The sequence below is a fragment of the Sphingobium sp. B1D7B genome (genome assembly GCF_025961965.1).
GTDB lineage: Bacteria > Pseudomonadota > Alphaproteobacteria > Sphingomonadales > Sphingomonadaceae > Sphingobium.
On record NZ_JAOQOR010000001.1, the window covers coordinates 647,873 to 666,923 of the forward strand.

Sequence of the window (19,051 nt, forward strand, 5' to 3'; positions counted from 1 at the left end):
GCCGAGCAAGGGTCCGGTTGCGGACCCTGCCGGGGGGGTTTAACCACACAGGCCCGACACTGCTTCCACAGATGTGCGTTAGGCAGACAAGGGCCGGCACAAGTGGAAGAGGATGTCCATGACCATCAAGACCAATCGCGACGACGCGCTGACAGCAGCCATCGCGGAGGCACTGGCCAAGGGCGTGCTCGAAAGCGAGCAACAATCGCCCCAACCGGACCAATGGGACGAGGCGGCGCGCTTCGTGCTGGAAGCCGCCGCAATGCGCAAGGATGGCGAGAGCGCCATCCTCATCGACAGCCTGACCGATGAGCGCAGTGCCGGCGCCGCGAGCCGGCGGCAGCGCATCGCCATCATCAACGCCGACATGCCCTTTCTTGTCGACAGCATCGGCAATTGCCTGAGCCAGGCCGATCTGGTGATCCACGTGCTCGCCCACCCGATTCTCCCGGTGCGGCGTAACGAGGACGGCGGGTTGCTGGCCATTGGCGATGAGGACGGCGCCGTCCGCGAATCGCTGATTTATATCGAGACCGACCGCATCGACGCGCGCGGTCGGCGGGAGCTTTGTCGGGCGCTGGAGGAAACCCTGTGCCACGTCCGCGCGGCGGTAAGCGACTGGCGGGCGATGATCGATGCGCTCAATGCCGACGCCAATCGCCTGGGTGCCGGCGAAGGCGGCGACTTTCTGCGCTGGCTGCTCAAGGGCAATCTCACTCAATTGGGGCACGAGCTGTGGACGCCGAATGCCCAGCCAAGCCGGCGCAAGGGCATCTGCCGGGCCGCCGAAAGCCCCGTGCTTTCGGACCAGTCCGCCGCTGCGGCCCTGGCTTGGTTCGAATCTGGCCATGCCGGGCCGCTGATCCTCAAATCCAACATGATGGCCAAGGTCCATCGCCATGTGCTGATCGACCTGTTCCTCGTGCCGGTGCGGGAAGAGGGCAAGATCACCGCCATTTCCATCCATGCCGGCCTGTGGACGAGCGCGGCGCTCGCCACCGCGCCGGAGGATGTGCCCATCCTGCGCGACACGCTTTCTGGATTGATGGCGCGGTTCGGCTACAATCCCTCCGGTCATGCCGGCAAATCGCTGGTGCACGCCCTCACCGCCCTGCCGCACGACCTGATGCTGGCGTTCAGCGCGCAGGACCGGGACCGCATCACGCTCACCGCCATGTCGCTGGCCGACCGGCCCCGCCCCAAGCTGGAGCTGGTGAGCGACGTGTTGGGCCGGCACCTCTTCGCCTTCGTCTGGATGATGCGCGACGACCTCTCGACCAGCCGCCGCGAAGGCATCTCCGCGCTAATCGCCTCGGCGGCGCACGCCAGCCTGCTCGGCTGGTCCATCGCGCTGGAGGAAAGCGGGCTGGCGCTGGTGCGCTTCACCTTCGACCTGCGTGATGAAGGACAGGTGCCCGATGCCGAGGCGCTGGACCTGCAGATCGCGCAACTGCTGCGCGGCTGGACCCCCGCCGTGGAACAGGGCCTGATCGAGCTTGGCGAAAGCTCACGCGCCGCCGTGCTCGCCCAGCGTTATGCGCCCACCTTCCCGATGTCCTACCGGGAAAGCGCCGGGCCGGATGAAGCCGCCCGGGACGTGCTGGCGCTGCACCAGCTCACCGGCCCCGATGATCGCAGCGTGCGCTTCTACCGCATCGCGCAGGATGGCGACCACCAGCTGCGGGTGAAGATCTATTCGCTTGAACCGCTCGTTCTGTCCGAAGCGGTGCCGGCGTTCGAGAATTTCGGCTTCCGGGTGCTGGAGGAGCGCAGCACCAGCGCGGGCTCGGAGGGGTCGCTCGGCCATATCCAGCGCTTCACCCTCGAGCGGCAGGATGGCGGCCCCGCGGCCGAGGTGCTCGACCGCGCGGCAATTGTCAGCGAGGCGCTGGATGCCGTGCTGGAGGGCCGGGCGGAAAATGATCGCTTTGCCGAACTCATCGTTACAGCGCAGCTGGGGCCGCGCGACATCGTCTTCCTGCGCGCCATCTTCCGCTATCTGCGCCAGACCGGGCTTGCCTACGGCCTTTTGACCGTCGTCGAAACACTGCGGCGCGAGGCGCATATCGCCCGCCAGATCGTGGACCTGTTCTTTGCGCTGCACGATCCCGCGCGCGGTAAGGATGCCGATGACGCCGCGACGCTCAATGCCGCCATCGACACCGCACTCGAAGGCGTCAAAGGCCTCGATGAAGACCGCGTCCTGCGGCTCTACCGCGCTGTGGTCAACGCCACGCTGCGCACCAACGCCTTCACCCCGGCCGCGCAGGAGGCGCTGGCTTTCAAGCTGGACAGCGCGCTGGTGCCCGGCCTGCCTAAACCGCTGCCCTGGCGCGAGATCTGGGTCTATTCGCCGCGCGTAGAGGGCATCCACCTGCGCACCGGGCGCATCGCCCGCGGCGGGCTGCGTTGGTCCGACCGGCGCGACGACTTTCGCACCGAAATCCTGGGGCTGATGAAAGCCCAGCGGGTGAAGAATGCGGTGATCGTGCCGACCGGCGCCAAGGGCGGCTTCTACCCCAAGATGCTGCCCAACCCGGCAAGCGACCGCGATGCGTGGCTGGCCGAAGGCACCGAGAGCTACCGGGTGTTCATCCGGGCCCTGCTCTCCGTCACTGACAATATCGTCAAGGGCAAGACCGTGCACCCAAAGGGCATGGTCATCCGCGACGGCGCCGACCCCTATTTCGTGGTCGCGGCCGACAAGGGCACGGCGAGTTTCTCGGACATCGCCAATGCCATCGCCATCGATCATCATTTCTGGCTGGGCGATGCCTTCGCCAGCGGCGGCTCCAACGGCTATGATCACAAGGCGATGGGCATCACCGCGCGCGGAGCGTGGATCAGCGTGCAGCGCCATTTCGCGGAAATGGGCGTCGATGTGCAGAAGGACCCGGTGCGGGTCATCGGCGTGGGCGACATGTCCGGCGACGTGTTCGGCAATGGGATGCTGCTGAGCAAGAGCATCCGCCTCGTCGCAGCCTTCGATCATCGCCACATCTTCATCGACCCCGATCCCGATGCCGCGGCGAGCTGGAAGGAGCGCCAGCGCCTGTTCAAGCTGCCGCGCTCAAGCTGGGCGGATTACAAGGAAAGCCTGATCAGCGAAGGCGGCGGCGTGTTCGCCCGCAGCGAAAAGAGCATCCCGCTCAGCCCGCAGATGCAGGCGCTGGTCGGCACCGACCAGACGGCCATGGAGCCGGCGGCGCTGATCTCGGCGCTGCTGCGCGCGGAGACCGATCTGCTCTGGTTCGGCGGCATCGGCACCTACATCAAGGCCGCCAACCAGAACAACGCCGAGGTCGGCGACACCGCGAACGACCGTCTGCGCGTGGATGGAGAGGACGTGCGCGCCAAGGTAATCGGTGAGGGCGCCAATCTGGGCGTCACCCAGGCCGGGCGCATCGCCTATGCGCTCAAGGGCGGCCGGATCAATACCGACTTCATCGACAATAGCGCGGGCGTCGATTGCTCCGATAATGAAGTGAACATCAAGATCGCGCTCAACAAGGAGGTCGCCGAAGGGCGGCTTGCGCAGGAGGCGCGCAATGACCTGCTGCGGGCCATGACCGATGAGGTCGCCGCCATCGTTCTGGAAGACAACCGCCTGCAGGCGCTCGGCCTCTCCATTGCGGAGCAGGGGGGGAGCGCAGACCTCGCCTCCTATGTCCACCTGATCCACACGCTGGAGGATGGCGGGCATCTCGACCGCAAGGTGGAAGGTCTTGCCCCGGATGAGGAGCTGATGCGCCGCGCCAGCGAAGGGTTGGGATTGACACGGCCGGAGCTGGCCGTGCTGTTCTCGACCGCGAAGCTGACGCTGCAGGACGCCATCGAGAAGAGCGACCTTGCCCGCGATCCCGCGCTGGAAAGCGACCTGATCGGTGCCTTCCCGCCCCTGATGCAGCAGCGCGAGGGGGATGCGATTGCCGCCCACCAGCTGCGCGACGAGATCATCGCCACCAAGATCGCCAACCGCATCGTCAATCGCCTCGGCGTGATTCTGCCCTTTGCCCTCACCGAGGAAGCCAGTTGCTCGCTCGATGAAATCGCCCATGCTTTCGTGATCGCCGAGCGCCTGTTCGGCGTGCGGCAGCTTTGGGACGATATCGATAGCGCCGATCTCTCCGAGCAGGCGCGGCTCGCCCTCTACCGCAGCGTCGCCAACGCGATGGCAGGCCATATCGGCGATGCGCACCGCTCCTTGCCGACCGGCATCGCGCCGCACAAAGCGATGGCGATGCTCGATGGCGCCATCGACACGCTCAAGACCAAGGTCGACAGCCTGCTGCAGCCCGAGCCGCTCAAGGCCGCCGAAGCCATGAGAGCCATGCTCACCAGCCTTGGCGTGCCGGATGCGCTGGCCGAACGGACCGTGATGCTGGTGAAGATGGATGGCGCCATCGGCCTTGCCCTGCTCGCGCAGAAGGGGTCGCAGGACGCGCTGAGCGTTGCCGCCGCCTTCACGCGGCTGGGCAGCCTGCTCGGCATTGACTGGCTTCAGGCCCTCGCCGCCCAGATGACGCCGAGCGACCCGTGGGAACGCTTGCTGGTTGCCGGCAGCGCGCGGGAATTGCAGCAGATGCGGCTCGGCTTCCTGGCCCGCGCCGGCGCGAAGACGAGCGAGGAGCATCTCGATCGCTGGCTCGCGGAGAACAAGGTTGCGGTGGAGAAGTTCACGGACTTCATCGCCCGCGCCCGGCAGGCCCCGGCACCCTCTGCCGCTATGGTCGCAGAACTGACCGGACAGGCCCGAACGCTGCTCAGCCGCTAGCGAACCGCGCCGCGCGGGCTCACCAGCCAGGGCTTCACCACGCCGCTCGGCTTGGCCGTGCCATCAAGCCGCACGGCGCGCTTGATCGTGACGCGGTCCTTGATCATCTGGCCGAACATCACGCCGCGCCCGCAGCAGGTGTCGCGCGCCATGATGCGCCTGACCACATCCATCCCCGCGACCACCTGGCCGAAGGCGGCATAGCCCGCATAGCCCGGCCTTGCATCGAGCGTGGGGTTGGCGCCGACCTGGATGGAGAAGTTGCCGGTACCCGAATTCGGCTCCTTGTGGCGCGCCATGGAAATAGTGCCATCGAGATGCTTGAGGCCGGTCTGATCGGTCGGCTCCAGCTCCACAGTGGGGAAGTAGACCCGCCGCGCCTCGGTATCGATCCCGCCCTGGACGAAGCCCGACTTGGGATCGTTCTTGCGGCGGAAGGCGCGGTAGAAGCTCGTCCCGTCCAGCCGGCCATCATCCACATAGATCATGAAATTGGCGACTGTCTTGGGCGCGCGGCGGGCGTTCAAAGCGAGCACGATGTTGCCCATGTCCGTCTCCAGCCGCACGCGGATGAAGCCCGGCGTCGGCTTCGTCGCGCTTTGCGCAAGCACCGGGCCGGGCAGCGCAACCAGCAGCAGGGTGAAGAGAGCGAGGAAGATGAGGTTCAGGCGCAGGACGGGGACAGGCTGAAGAAACAAGAGCATCGATCCGGGCAGTGGCAGGGCGGGCGAAGCCGCACCATGTCACATCGCGGCGCCCGGCATCAACCCGCCGGCGCGCAGAACCGGGCGGACCGAGGCGCGCTCCGGCTGCATGCCTACGTCTGCCGGCACAGCTTAGTGGCGGAAGTGACGCATCCCGGTGAAGACCATCGCCAGCCCGGCCTCATCCGCCGCCGCGATCACCGCGTCGTCGCCCAGCGACCCGCCCGGCTGGATCACCGCGCGTGCGCCAGCCTCGGCCGCTGCGAGCAGGCCGTCGGAGAAGGGGAAGAAGGCATCGGACGCTACGGCGCTACCGACGGTGCGCGGCTCGCTCCAGCCCGCAGCCTCGGCCGCCTCGCGCGCGCGGATGGCCGCGATGCGGGAGGAATCGCGCCGGTTCATCTGCCCGGCACCGATGCCCGCCGTCACACCATTCTTAGCATAGACGATGGCATTGGAGCGGACATGCTTGGCGACGGTCCAGGCGAACAGGCAGTCGGTCAGTTCCTGATCGGTCGGCGCCCGCTTGGTCACCACCTTGAGGTCATCCCGGCTGATGCGGCCATTGTCGCGCGTCTGCACCAGCATGCCGCCGGCGATGGACTTCATCGTCATGCCCGCGCGTGCCGGATCGGGCAGCGGACCGGTGAGGATGAGTCGCAAATTCTTCTTCTTCGCGAACACGGCGCGCGCCGCATCATCCGCATCCGGCGCGCAGACGACTTCGGTGAAGATCTCGGTGATCGCTTCTGCGGTCGGCCCGTCGAGCGGCCGGTTGACTGCAATGATGCCGCCAAAGGCCGAGACGGTGTCGCATTGGAAGGCGGCGCGATAGGCGTCGATCAGCGTCTCGCCGGTGGCGACGCCGCAGGGATTGGCGTGCTTGATGATGACCACCGTGGGCGGCCCGTCGCGGAACTCGCTGACCAGCTCCATCGCCGCATCGGCATCGGCCAGATTATTGTAGCTCAGCTCCTTGCCCTGCACCTGCCGGTGATCGGCAAGGCCGCCCTCGGGCGCGAAGGCCGGCAGATACAGCGCGGCCTGCTGGTGCGGGTTTTCACCATAACGCAGCGACTGGCCGAGCCGCAGCGGGACCGCCATGCGCGGCGCGAACGGCTCGCCCTGATCCACCGTGGCGAACCAGCTTGCGATCATGGCGTCATATTCCGCGGTCGCGGCATAGGCCTTGGCGGCGCAGAGGCGCCGGAAATCATAGCTGGTCGCGCCGCCCTTCTCGTCCATCTCGTCCATCAGACGCGCATAATCGGCCGGATCGGTGAGGATCGTCACGCTGGCGTGGTTCTTGGCCGCAGAACGGACCATCGAAGGGCCGCCAATATCGATATTCTCAATCACCTCGTCCCGGTCGGCGCCCTTGGCGACGGTGGCGGCGAAGGGATAGAGATTGACCACGACGAGATCGATCGCGCCGATCTCATGCGCCTCCATCGCCGCGACATGCTCGGCATTATCGCGCACCGCGAGCAGGCCGCCATGGACCTTGGGGTGCAGCGTCTTGACGCGCCCGTCCATCATCTCGGGAAAACCGGTGAGGTCCGAAATATCCTGCACCTCAAGCCCCGCCTCGCGCAGCGCCTTGGCCGTGCCGCCGGTGGAAACCAGTTCCACGCCATGGCGCGCCAGCGCGGCGCCCAGCTCGAATAGCCCGGTCTTGTCGGACACCGAAAGGAGTGCCCGCCGGATCGTCACATCCTGCATCTGTCTTGTCCTTATCCCGATTTCTTGAGCAGCCAGCCGATGCTTGTTCCGCCCGGCCCCGTGGTGGCGCTCACCACGAGTTGCTGCGTGGGGTGGGGCCTGCCTTCGCCGTCCACCCAGAGGCTTTCTTCCACTGCGAGTTCCCCGGCGCCGACCCGGAACTGCCACAAGGCACCGCTCGGCAAGCGCAAGAGGGCGCCCTGCCGATCGGCGGTTAACGTCGGCTCGATATCCGGGCCGAGATGGAAGCGGATGGCGAGCGGGCAGCTGACCGGCTTGCGGCGGCGGCTGCCGGGCAGCAGCACGTCCTCGCCGCGCAGCTCCCGCCCTTCATGCGTGAGAACCAGCGTGCGCCGATGCAAATGGCCAAGGCGCCGCGCATAGCCATCATGCGCAATCTCGAGCCGGCTGCCCTGCTCATGCTCCTGCCGATCCAGCTCCACTTCGCTCACGCCCTTACCGAGCGCGCCATCGGGAAGAATCGCGGTGGAATTGGTATCGTCCAGCACCAGCGTGGAATGCGCCGCCGTTGTGCGCAGACCCTGGGTCAGATCAGCCGGGAGAGACGCGCCCGCCAATGCCGCGCCGCCGCAATTGACGATGAGCCGCACCGGCCCATCCGAGACTTCCAGCGCCGTGGTCGAGGCGCAGCCATTGGAGGCCAGCCGGGCCACCGGCGGCGGGGCCGCATCGACCTGAACGACAGTCGTGCCGCCGCTCAGCCGCTGATAGCCCCAGTCGCGTGCCTGCCGCAGCGGCCGGGCGCGAATGCCGGAGGCCGCGACGATAGCGGTAATCCGTGCGGGATCGAGCGGCGCCCCGCCCTGCCAGCTTCCGGGCGCGCCATCGCCATGCAATATGCCGAGCAGAGCCGCGACGATGCGCTCCATCGTTTCAGCCAGCCAGGCCGGCAGGTCGGCGCGGCGGACGTCATAGACGGCGCGCAGCATCGCAAGCAGCGTGATCGCCTCGACCTGCTCCAGCGGCGAGCGGGAAATGATGCCGCCATCGCTCGAAAAGCCCGTCTCCAGCGCGCGCCGCAGCCCGGCCTCGCCAAACATCCGTCGCGGATCGCCACCGGGCAGCAGCAGGCCGGCCGCAACGATGCCGGTCCACGCGATCACGCGCGGCAGGCCCAGCGGCGCCTTGTCCGCGCCCCGATCGAGATGGCGCGCCGTGCGCGCGATGCTGTTGAGCACCAGGCTGCGGTAGACGAGATCGTTGCTCGAGAGGATCAGCGGCGAATAGGCCGTCCAGTACAGGATACGCCAGCCGGCATTATCGGCGCGCCAGGCAGGGTCGGTCGGCTTTTCGGCATGGGCGGTCAGCCAGGCCCGCATCTGTGCCTCGGCGACGGGCACCGCATTGTCCCGCGTGGTGGCGGCCGCCAGATCGCGCATCCAGCGGAAGCTGTGGAGATAATCCACGAACTCCGCCGGCTGCTCGATGCGGCGCCAGTCCAGCGTGGCCACGGGCTGCTTGAGGCCGCGAAACAGGAAATAGCCCGCCCGCAGCGCCTTGCCCGCCCGCGCGTCGCCCGGAATGCCGTCATCCGGCACGGCGAGCAGCTTGAGCGGATATTTGCCCTTGAGCCGCATATTGTGGAACGGCGTCGCCCAGCTCAGGCGGTAGAAATGATTGGCGAGCCGCTCGGTCAGCGACACGCCGCGATCATCCGAGACGCGAATCAGCCGCTTGCCCCGCTCAATACCGTCTTCCACCGGGGGTTCCGGGGGCGGCGTAGGCGTGGGGAGCGGCCGGGCGCTCATCCGCCCCTCAGCATCCGGATGTTGTCGGCATAGGATGCGGGGCCACCCCGGAAGGTCGCGGTGCCCGCCACCAGCACATCGGCCCCCGCCGCAATGACGCGCGGGGCGGTGATAGCATCCACGCCGCCGTCGACTTCCAGCGCAATCTCCTTGCCGGTCTTGTCGATGGCCTTGCGGACCGCCTCGATCTTGCGCAGCTGGCTGTCGATGAAGCTCTGCCCGCCAAAGCCGGGGTTCACGCTCATGATGAGGACCAGATCGAGATCCTCGAGCAGATAGTCCAGCATCTTGGCCGGCGTGCCGGGATTGAGCGAGACGCCCGCCTTCTTGCCCAGCGCCTTGATCCGCTGAACCGTGCGGTGAATGTGCGGCCCGGCCTCGGGATGCACGGTCAGGATATCCGCGCCGGCCTCCGCAAACGCATCGAGGAAGCTGTCCACCGGCGAGATCATCAGATGCACGTCAAGCGGCTTTTGAGTGTGCGGCCGCAGCGCCTTCACGACCATCGGGCCGATGGTGATGTTGGGCACGAAATGTCCGTCCATCACGTCGACATGGATCCAGTCGGCACCCGCCTCGTCGACCGCGCGGACCTCCTCGCCCAGGCGCGCGAAGTCAGCGGAGAGGATCGACGGGGAAATACGCACGGATGGCATCATGAATTTCGCTTAACCCTGCGATTCGGACAGTGCAACTGCCACAGGCCGAAAGTTGTGGATGGATTGCGCCGCGCGTGCCCTAAACCGAGTCAGAGCGGGACAGGCTGGCGATGAAGAATCCATCCAGCCCGCCCGCCGGCATCAACGCGCCGGGGAGAAGGCGCAGCACATGCCCTTCTGCCACGAGTCCCTCGGGCAGCAAGGCCGTGTCGATCGGCCGTGGCAGCATGTCGGGATGGTTCGCACGCAGGGTGTCCATCTGCGCCTCGCCCTCCTCGGACTCCAGCGAACAGGTGGCGTAGACCAACACGCCGCCAGGCTTCAGCCAGCCTGACACGCGCGCGACGAGCGCCGCCTGGATTTCGGCCATCTCGGCAATCTGTCGCGGGCCAACGCGGTGCAACACATCCGGGTGACGCCGGAAAATGCCGGTCGCGCTACAGGGCGCATCGAGCAGGATCGCGTCGACAGGTGCGTCCGGCGCCCAGTTGGTGAGGTCGGCGCGCAGCACAGCTGCCTCAAGCCCGGTGCGCGCGAGATTGGCCTGCATCCGCTCCAGCCGGCGCTGGGACTGGTCGACGGCGGTGACGCGCCAGCCCGCAGCCGCAAGCTGCATGGTCTTGCCGCCCGGCGCCGCGCACAGATCGAGCACGGAACGGCCCCCCCCCGCCCCGAGCAGCCGGGCCGGCAGCGAGGCGGCGAGATCCTGCACCCACCATTGCCCCTCAGCATAGCCGGGCAGGGCTGTTACCTCGCTATCCGCCGGCAAACGGACGTGACCGGGCATGAGCGATACGCCGCCAAGCCGCTTCGTCCATTGGTCAGTCGTTCCGGCATCGCGCAATGTGAGATCGAGCGGGGGGCGGTGCGCGATCAGCTGCCGCGCCGCGCCGACGACCTCTTCGCCCCACGCCGCGCCCCAGCGCGCCTCGACTTCGTCCGGCAGGCGTGGCGCCTCGGGGACGGCCAGCTGGCGCCGGAACAAGGTGCCCAGAACGCCATGAACGAGCTTGCGCGGCCCGCCATCGACTAGGGGCAGGGACGTCGCAATCACGGCATGAGGGGGTGTTTCGAGGATGAGCGCCTGCGCCAGCGCCAGCCGCAGCACCATGCGCGCCTTCGCGTCCACGGGCAGCGGACGGGCGGTTGCGCTGTCGATCAGCGCATCCAGTTCCGTCATGTAACGCAGCACCCCGGCCGCGATGCCATGCGCCAAGGCGCGGTCTGGCGGATGGCTGATGTTGCGGGCCGCAGCCCCCAGCGCCTGTTCGAGCGGCTGCCCCCGCCGGATCACGGCATCGAGCAGGCTGAGCGCCGCTCGCCGCGCAGGCAGACCGGCAGGTTGGGCATTTTGAGGGACGTGCTGCGATTTGGCGGTTGGGCGGGACATGGCTAGGCCCTATAACAGCTAAAGTCGATACGTGGCCGGGAAATGCCGCTTATGGCATCATCAGGTCACGAACCGCGTGCCATTGGCACGAAAACGGAGCACTAAAGCGTGGGAAAACGCCCCGATCATCTCAAGCCGCCGAGCTACCTTTCGAAAAGCCCGCCGGTGCCCCAGCCCGAGGAAGCCCCGGCGCAGCCGCGCCCTTCTGACGAGGAGCTGGACCCGACCCGCTTCGGCGACTGGGAGCGCAAGGGCATCGCCGTTGATTTTTGAGCGCCGCCCCCTGCACGCAATGTTGCATTTTTTTGGCGTTCGCCTTGGTACAACGCAATTTTCGGATGCACTATCGGCGGCTATCAGTCATATAGTACACTTAACACTCCACAAAGAGAGTGGGACGAAGAGTCGGTTCGCTGGTCTTGGGGCGAGATGCCATTGTGTCTGCTGTGATGATCCCACCATCATGCCGATGCGCGCTGTTGCCTGACGGATGAGCAACGTGTCCGATTCCCACCGAACTTCTGCTTCGCCCGGCAACAATGCCGGTGTCGAGCAAGGAACGCCGGTCGGTTCTCCCACGCCGACCGGCGAACCACTTTCAGAAGACCAGCCCGATCTTTTCCCCGGCGCACGACCTGCGACTGCGCCTGCCGATGGCGATGCTGCGCTGTTGCAGGCGGTCGGCCGCCTGATTCTCGCCTGGGGCCAGCTTGAGCGGACGACCGCCGACAAGGTTTCGACCATGCGCGAGTCGTTCGGCGATGTGCGCTCCGTCGGCGGACGAACCCGCCCCACGCTGCAAAAGCTGCTCGCCGAACTGCGCGCGCTGGTCGCCATGCGCGACCGGCACGATCAGGATGCGCTGGCGGTGATCGCCACCATCGATGGCAGCCTCCAGCGCACCGCGCAGTTCCGCCAGCTGATCATCGACGGCGCACAGGGCGCATCCGGCAAGATCCTGAACTGCCGGGATATCAAGAACTGCCCGCTGGAAATCGGCCTGCGGGAAGTCGAGCGGGAAGCCGCCTCACTTGACCGGATTTGCGCGCAGATCGCGGAAATCTAGGCGAGCGGGGGCGAGGCTGATCCTTAGCGCGCGCTGGCTAGTTCCAGCTCCCGCTCCACCTCCTGCTGGCCCTCGTCGATCTGGATGATGATCGCCCTGTAGCCCTGCCGCAGCAGCTCGCCCAGCCGCTGGACCGTGTTGACGACGATCGGAGGCCGCGCTGGCCCAGCCAAAGCGCTGGTGGGCGCGATTACGCCCAGCGTGAGATTGGCGGGCAGGATGATCTCGCCCGTGCCGGTCACCTGACCGCCGACGGGCGTGATGAACGTGTCCGTGATGATCTGGTTCGGGTTGATCTTGCCGCCAGCCACCACAGGCTGATCGTTGACCACGAACGACCCGTCGCCATTGCTGCTGATCTCCTTGAACACACCCTCGATGGTGCCGCCGGGCGCATCGACGATGAGCGCGCCGCCGTTGACCTGCACGTTGAGCGGCGTGTTCGACTGCAGCGAGATCGTGCCGCCCGAGCTGATGGTGCTGGTCACCGCGCCCGGTGCCGCCACCGACACGGCGCCACCGGCGTTGATCGCGCTGGAAATGCTGCCCGTGCCCGAGGTGACCGACGCGCTGCCCGCCGTGACGATCTGCGAGCTGATCGACCCGGCACTGGCCAGCACGGTGACCGGGCCGGTCGCCTTGATCGATCCGCTCACATTGCCGGACCCCGCCAAGACGCTCACGCCGCCGCCCGCATTGACCGTGCTCGATATGCCCGACTGCGAGGCGATGGACGCAGAGCCACCGGAGGTGACGGACGAGCTGACCGGCCCCGTCGCACTCAGCGCCACCGGCCCGGCCGCCTGGATGGAGCCACCCACGCTGCCGCTCGAGGTGAGCGAGACGCTGCTTTGCGAACTGACGTCGCGCGAGACATTGCTGGTGTAGGCAAGCTGCACCGGGCCGCCCGCTATGATCGAGCCAGTGCCCGAACCGCCCGCGCTGACCGCCACGGAGCCACCCGCCACGATGGGGCCGCTCTCGCTGCCAGTCACCGAAGCGCTCACATTGCCGAGCGTATCCAGCGTGTTCGCGCTGAACAGCTGGTTGCCACTTAATTGCGAGGTGAAGTCGCCCGCCAGCTTGACGGTTGCGGCGGAGAAGTTCCCGCCCGTGACGGACAGGCTGCCCAGCCGCACGCTTTCGCTGCCCAGATTGCCGAGGCTGACGTTACCATCCCCTGTGGCACCCGCAAGACCGGTGCCGGTGAGGAACGCCACGCTTTGCGCCGCATTGGCGGTGCCGATCAGATTGGGGCTGATCGCGATCGACCCGCCGGGACGCGCATCGAACTGGGTGAGCGCCTGTGTCAGGCGCAGCGCTGATCCGCTCGCCGTTCCGCTGAACGCCAGCCCGCTCGCCGTGTAGCTGCTGCCGTTCAGCACGACCTGATTGCCGGTCACGCGCGTTGCGCCAAGCCGGGTGATCTGGCCGATATTGCCCAGAGCCGCCGTGCTCGCATTCAGCGTAAACGTCTGGCCACCGCCTGCACTGCCGTTGATGGCGAGGAAACTGGCCACCGCCAGCGCATCGACCGTGGTGGCGCCGGCCAGCGTGGTGGCGCCGTTCACGGAGAAGCCGGTTGCGCTGTAGGTGCCGGCCAGCGTCGTCGCGCCGGTGTAGCTCTGCGCTCCCGTCGTGACAGCACCTGCGGTCATGATCTGACCGCCGGTCGCCGTGATGCTGCCGAGGTTCACCGACCCCAGCTCGATCGCGCCTTGCCCGGCGTTCACGGCCAGCGTCTGGGGTCCGCTGACGATACCCAGACGGACAGCTCCGCCGTTCGTCACCAACGTGGTTGCGCCACCAAGCGTGGTCGCGCCATCCACTCGGAAGGCGCTGCCGCCTGTGCTGAACGTGCCGGAGAGGCTGGTCGCGCCGGTATAGGTCTGGCTGGCGGTCGTGGCGATGTTGGTGGCCGAGAGCGTCGTACCCATGGCGTCCAGACGGCCGATCGCGGCGCTGCTGATCGCCACATTGTTGCCGCTCAGGCTCAGCCCATGGTTTCCGTCGACCGAGGCCAAGCTGATCGTGCCCGCCTGCGCTCCAATCACCATATCCCCGGAAAGGGTGAGGAGACCGGCGGCGGTAAAGCCACCCTGCCCCACCGTCACCGAGCCCCTGATGCTGCTGCCGGCCGCGCCGCCGCCAAGCGTCATCCCGTCCACAGTCGCGCCCTCGAAGATGAGCGCGCGCAGGCCGGACAGGCTGGCCGCTTCATTATAGCGCCCGGCGCCGACGAAGATCGCGTCGCCCGTGTTAGAGTCGTCGAAGGCCGACTGGAGCGAGAGCATCGCCGTCCCCCCGCCATCGAGCTGCCCCTCGCCGACATAATAGATGCCGCTGCTCGCCGTGCCCGACCAGCCCTGAACAAGGCTCGCGTTCGCCGCTGCAAGGTTGACGGCATAATTGAAGGCGTCCTGCCGGCTCTTCTGGAAGAAGGTGAACTGCGCGCCGTCCTGCCGGTGCTCCGCATTCCGGACGATATAATCGTAGCCTAGGATGTTGATCGCACCGGGCGCCGTCATCGTGGAAGAATTCTGCAGGTAGAGGCCGTTCGATTCACTGAAGCTGTTGCTCGCCTCGATCGTGATATTGGTGAGTTGCTGGGTGCTGCCACCACCGTCGATGTTGTTGGCCTGATAGAGCGCCAGCCCACCCCAGGCATTGCCGGCCGTCTGGCTGTTGCGCACAACGACATTGGCGCTGTCGGTGATCGAAATGCCGTTGCCGGCCACGACGCCGCTGACCGAAACCCCATCGATGGTCGCGCCGACGACGGCGTTCAGATCGAGACCGGTTTTGTGCGATCCGCTGATCGCCACATCAGTAATAGCAAAGCCAGTGTTGCGGGAGTCGGCATCGCCGCGCTTTTCAACCTTGATGCCATAGGTAGAGCTGGTGTTCGCTTGCGAGCCGAGCAACGCAAAGCCGCTCAAGGCGACATCGTCGGCATTCACCCTTATGCCGTAATGGCCGTGCCCGCTGGCATCGATCACGGTCAGCCCGGAGCCTTGGCCAACCACGTCGATATCCTTTGTGATAAACAGCGTGTCGGTGAGACTATGGGTGCCCGCCGACAGGTTCAGCCTGTTGCCATCTTGGCCCAGCGCCAGGGCGCGCCGCACAGCATCCGGGCCGGATACCGTGGTGACGAAGAGCTGGCCGGCCACCACATGGGCGAGACCCGCGCCGGCCACGTCGACGCCATGGGTAATCCGATCTTCGACAGCGAAGAGCTGGTCCAGCGTCAGTGCGCTCGCCAGCACCCCGTTGAAGCTGACTCCGGTCAGATCGAGATCATTCGCGCTGCGCCACACAATATGCTGCACGGTGGCGTCACCCGCGACGAAATTGTTGCCGCTGCCGAAGCTGAGTGTCCCCCCGCCGGCGACATTGGTCGGCAGGTAGAAATCATAGCGATTGTTGATGAAGCTGTTGCCGGTGATGGTCGTCGCCGTCGGCAGGCCAAAGCCGGGCTCGACAGCCAGAACCTGATTGTTGTTGGTGAAGATGTTGTCGGTGAGGTTCAGCGCCTCGACGCCGCGCATCATCAGCACGGCGCCGTAGGTGGCTTCGCCGCCGGGAGTCCAACTGCTCACGCCGACATCGCTGACGCTGTTGCCGACGAAATCGACGGTTCCGGCGCGGAACGCCTTGAAGATCGCGCCGAACGAGAGGTCCGAATCGCCGCCATTGCGCACGATATTCTGGGCGATCGTTACATCCGGATAATCGAAGTCGCCGCTCTGCTGCCGGAAGGCGATGTGCCCTGCCGTGTGGTCGAGCAGATTGCCGCTGAACACGACACTCCCAATCTGCGCGCCGTCATTGGCGCCACCCGCACCGCTGCGCGTATCGAACGCTGCCCAGCCACGGATATTGAGGAATTCCGAGCCGGTGATCGCGATATCGCCGCCAATCTGCCCGCCAATGAAGCCGTGGCGACCAGCGACATTCTCGCCGTCGATCCGCACGCCGCTCAGGGTTAGCCCGGTGATCGTCCCGCTGTTGCTGATCACCGCGGAGCCGGCCGAGCCCCGCACCGCGAAGTTCCGCAGGGTCAGTCCGCTCGGGCTGCCGCTGATCGTCATGCCGCCGGTGATGATCGTCTCATCCATGCCTGCGCCGCTCAGGGTCAGCGCCTTGGTGATGGCTGCGGTCTCTTCATAGGTGCCGGCGGCGACATTCACCGCCGCGCCGGACCGCGCATCGCCGATCGCTGTGTTGATCGACAGACCTTCGGCCACGGTGAAGATGTTGGTCAGGCCGCCCGGGCCGTATCCCTCGATCGAACTGGCCGCAGCATTGCCCACGTCCCGCGCGAAGCTGAGCGCATCCGCCAGGTCGGTGCGATAGAAGATGAACTGCCGGTCGAGATCATCGCTGCGATGATCGCTGTTGCGCACCGCATAATCGAAGCCGGTGAGGTTGAGCTGGCCGAACTGCTGCGTGGTCGATTCAAGCTGGCTGAACAGACCCAGCTGTTCTTCGAAGCTGTTGAGAGCAGCATCGATGGTGATGTTCGTCGTCTGCCCATTATAGCCGCTGCTCTTGTTGCTCTGATACAGGGCAACGCCGCCCCAATCATTGCCAAAGGTATGCACGCCCTCCAGCACCACATTGGCACTATCGGTGATCTGCACACCGGCCCCTTCCGTGAGAATTGCGTCGTCGGCGACGCTGCGGCCATCGGCGGTGAAGTTGGTGATGCGAGCACCGACCACACCGTTAAGGTCCAGCTCGGCTCGCCGCGAGCCACGCACCGTCACATTGCTGATCGCAAAGTCGTGGACCCGCTCGCTCGTTCCGCCCGGCGTGCTAACATGCCCCGCCGGATTGGGCTGGACCTTGATACCGTAATTACCGCCGGCGAGCGTGCTGCCATATAGCGTGAAATTCGACAGAGACACATTGTCGGCAAAGACGGAGATCGTCCCGAGCCCGTTGCCGCTGACCGCGCGTCCATCGAGGATCACGCCGCTTTCCGACTGGCCAGTCAGGGTCAGCGCCTTGCGGATGACGAGTTGCGAACTGCCAAGATCGTAGGTGCCGTCCCGCACCTCCACCATGCCGCCGGACACGACGGCGTTCACGCCAGCCTGTACCGACGACAGAGGCGTCGCCGCCGATCCCTGAGCGCCTCCGGAACCGTTTGTTGCGACTGTGACATGCGTTCGGTTCGAGGCGGTATAGGCCTGGTTGAACACGGACATACCGCCATTGGCGCCGCTCAGCGCCAGCAGTCGCCCCTGCTCCTCCAGCGAGATATTGGCGCCGAGCAGGCCGTTTCCGGACGTGGTCGTGGTGCCGTTCCACACCCCGTTCAGATGCAGGTTGATGCCCCACTCGTTGCCGAAAGCACCCGCGCTGTTGCCGCTGATCACGAACCCGGGGGCGGACCCATCGACATATTGGAGGGAAATGCCGCTCTTTGTATTGTCGATCAGATTGCCGGTGATCCGCAGATCGGCGACATTGCGTCCATCGACGAGAATGCCGTTGCGCACGCCGATGATGCTGTTGCCGGCGATCGTTGCGTTATCCGCGCTATTGAGCAGCGCGATGCCACGCGTAACCGAGCCTCCCCAATCAAAACCCGATGCGGTCGCGCCTTCGGGCAGCTTACCGATGAACCGCATGCCGGTAATCGTCACGTCATCGGCATTGACGGTCAGGCCGTTGATCTGCCCGCCGGTTAGCGGGAGCAAAATTGTCGCGAGACCATCTCCATTTATGGTGACGTTGTTACGCGAAACGGTCGCGCCGGCGGCGTAGATGCCCTCGCCCAGGTTCAGCAGCGTGCCACCGGCGACGGTGCCGATCACACCGAGCGCATCCCCGATCACATCGCCATTGCCGCTCACATCGGCACCGCCGATGTTGAGGGACATTTCCAGCGCCCCGTTGCCTACATTGATCTGCCCGGCCCCGCCGATGCGGGCGCCCTCCACGAGCATATCGCCAGACACGGACAGCGCCGAGGTGACGTCGATCCCGCCGGCCGCTCTGGCGCCGACCAGACCGTCCGCACCGGCATCGATGGTTCCGCTCATCGCAAGGTCGCCGCTCTGGGCGAACAGCACGACCGTCCCGTCGGGTTCGGAGGTCATGCCGGACGCCGTGAGCGTGCCGCTATTGACCACCTGATCGATCAGGGCACCGGCTGTCCGGGCCGTGAGCAGGATCTGGCCCCCGCGCGCGGCAATCGTGCCGCTGTTCTCGACCAGCGCATTGTCTGCACCGAGGCCGATTTCCAGAAAGCCGGTGCCATCCAGATCCAGTGTGGCGCTGCTGCCCGAGGCGAGCACGACGCGGCCAAGCCGGGCCGAAATCACGCCCTGATTGCGCACGCTCGGCGCAAAAAGCGCGGCAAGGCCCTGATCGGCAATGCTGATATTGGCGCCAGCGCTGACCACGATCTCGGCTGTCGATCCCTGCATACCGGTGAAGGCGAGCGGGCCGCCGTTCATGAAATCGGCATCCACCACATTGGCGCTGCTGGCGATCAAACCGCCGACATTCACGTCAGCCGTGCCGGCAAACATCACGCCATTGCTGTTGATCACCCCGACGATCCCGTTGGCATTGAGCGACCCGGCAATCTGCGATGGCGCGGTGCCCCCGACGACGCGGTTCAGCGCGACGGCGCTGGCGCCCGGCTGCGAAAAGGTGACCTGCGCATTCGAGCCGATGTCGAAGCTGTTCCACTCGATCAGCGCCCGATCGCTCGTCTGGGTGATGGCGAGGCTGGAGGAAGCAGGCGCGCCGATGATGGCGCTGCCGCCGACCACGACGCCGCCCGTCGGCAGAGTATTTGCGTCCTGCGCGAGAGCGGGGCGTGCGCTGGCCAGCGCGAGAATGGCTGCCGAGAGCAGCAGCGCGGTCCGGCGGCCACGAAGGGGTGAGAGGGCGGGCTGTGCTGCGAGAGTGGACGTGCTCATATCAGGTCTCCACGAAATCGGAA

The 19,051-nt window shown here is 66.3% G+C and carries 9 protein-coding genes; 3 read left to right on the forward strand and 6 right to left on the reverse strand.

Annotation, left to right across the window (positions count from 1 at the left end; all coding sequences use genetic code 11):
- The first annotated feature begins 118 nt into the window (after positions 1 to 118).
- Positions 119 to 4,774, forward strand: a complete 4,656-nt coding sequence (locus tag M2336_RS03060; protein ID WP_413715953.1) for an NAD-glutamate dehydrogenase — start codon at positions 119 to 121, stop codon at positions 4,772 to 4,774.
- Here M2336_RS03060 and M2336_RS03065 read toward each other — a convergent pair.
- The 5 genes from M2336_RS03065 to M2336_RS03085 all read right to left on the reverse strand — a co-directional run bounded on the left by M2336_RS03065 (position 4,771) and on the right by M2336_RS03085 (position 11,018).
- Complete coding sequence (locus M2336_RS03065; RefSeq protein ID WP_413716095.1) at positions 4,771 to 5,472, reverse strand: peptidylprolyl isomerase; 702 nt, start codon at positions 5,470 to 5,472, stop codon at positions 4,771 to 4,773. The two genes, M2336_RS03060 and M2336_RS03065, sit on opposite strands and share 4 nt — an antisense overlap.
- 138 nt (positions 5,473 to 5,610) lie before the next feature.
- A complete protein-coding gene (gene purH / locus M2336_RS03070) occupies positions 5,611 to 7,200 on the reverse strand; it encodes a bifunctional phosphoribosylaminoimidazolecarboxamide formyltransferase/IMP cyclohydrolase (RefSeq protein ID WP_264573931.1) in 1,590 nt (529 codons plus the stop codon).
- Between the two features lie 11 nt (positions 7,201 to 7,211).
- A complete protein-coding gene (locus tag M2336_RS03075; RefSeq protein ID WP_264573932.1) occupies positions 7,212 to 8,969 on the reverse strand; it encodes a heparinase II/III family protein in 1,758 nt (585 codons plus the stop codon).
- Positions 8,966 to 9,628, reverse strand: a complete 663-nt coding sequence (gene rpe / locus M2336_RS03080) for a ribulose-phosphate 3-epimerase (RefSeq protein ID WP_264573933.1) — start codon at positions 9,626 to 9,628, stop codon at positions 8,966 to 8,968. The genes M2336_RS03075 and rpe overlap by 4 nt, the downstream gene beginning before the upstream one ends.
- A gap of 79 nt (positions 9,629 to 9,707) precedes the next feature.
- A complete protein-coding gene (locus M2336_RS03085; protein WP_264573934.1) occupies positions 9,708 to 11,018 on the reverse strand; it encodes an RsmB/NOP family class I SAM-dependent RNA methyltransferase in 1,311 nt (436 codons plus the stop codon).
- 108 nt (positions 11,019 to 11,126) lie between these two features.
- Between M2336_RS03085 and M2336_RS03090 the strand changes: the two genes are divergently transcribed.
- A complete protein-coding gene (locus tag M2336_RS03090; RefSeq protein WP_264573935.1) occupies positions 11,127 to 11,291 on the forward strand; it encodes a DUF1674 domain-containing protein in 165 nt (54 codons plus the stop codon).
- 226 nt (positions 11,292 to 11,517) lie between these two features.
- Positions 11,518 to 12,084, forward strand: coding sequence for a hypothetical protein (locus tag M2336_RS03095; RefSeq protein ID WP_181561165.1), 567 nt, complete (start codon positions 11,518 to 11,520; stop codon positions 12,082 to 12,084).
- A gap of 23 nt (positions 12,085 to 12,107) precedes the next feature.
- Here M2336_RS03095 and M2336_RS03100 read toward each other — a convergent pair whose 3' ends face one another.
- The gene (locus M2336_RS03100; protein ID WP_264573936.1) at positions 12,108 to 19,028 is read right to left on the reverse strand and encodes a beta strand repeat-containing protein; all 6,921 of its coding nucleotides are present in this window, start codon (positions 19,026 to 19,028) and stop codon (positions 12,108 to 12,110) included.
- Positions 19,029 to 19,051 lie beyond the last annotated feature (23 nt).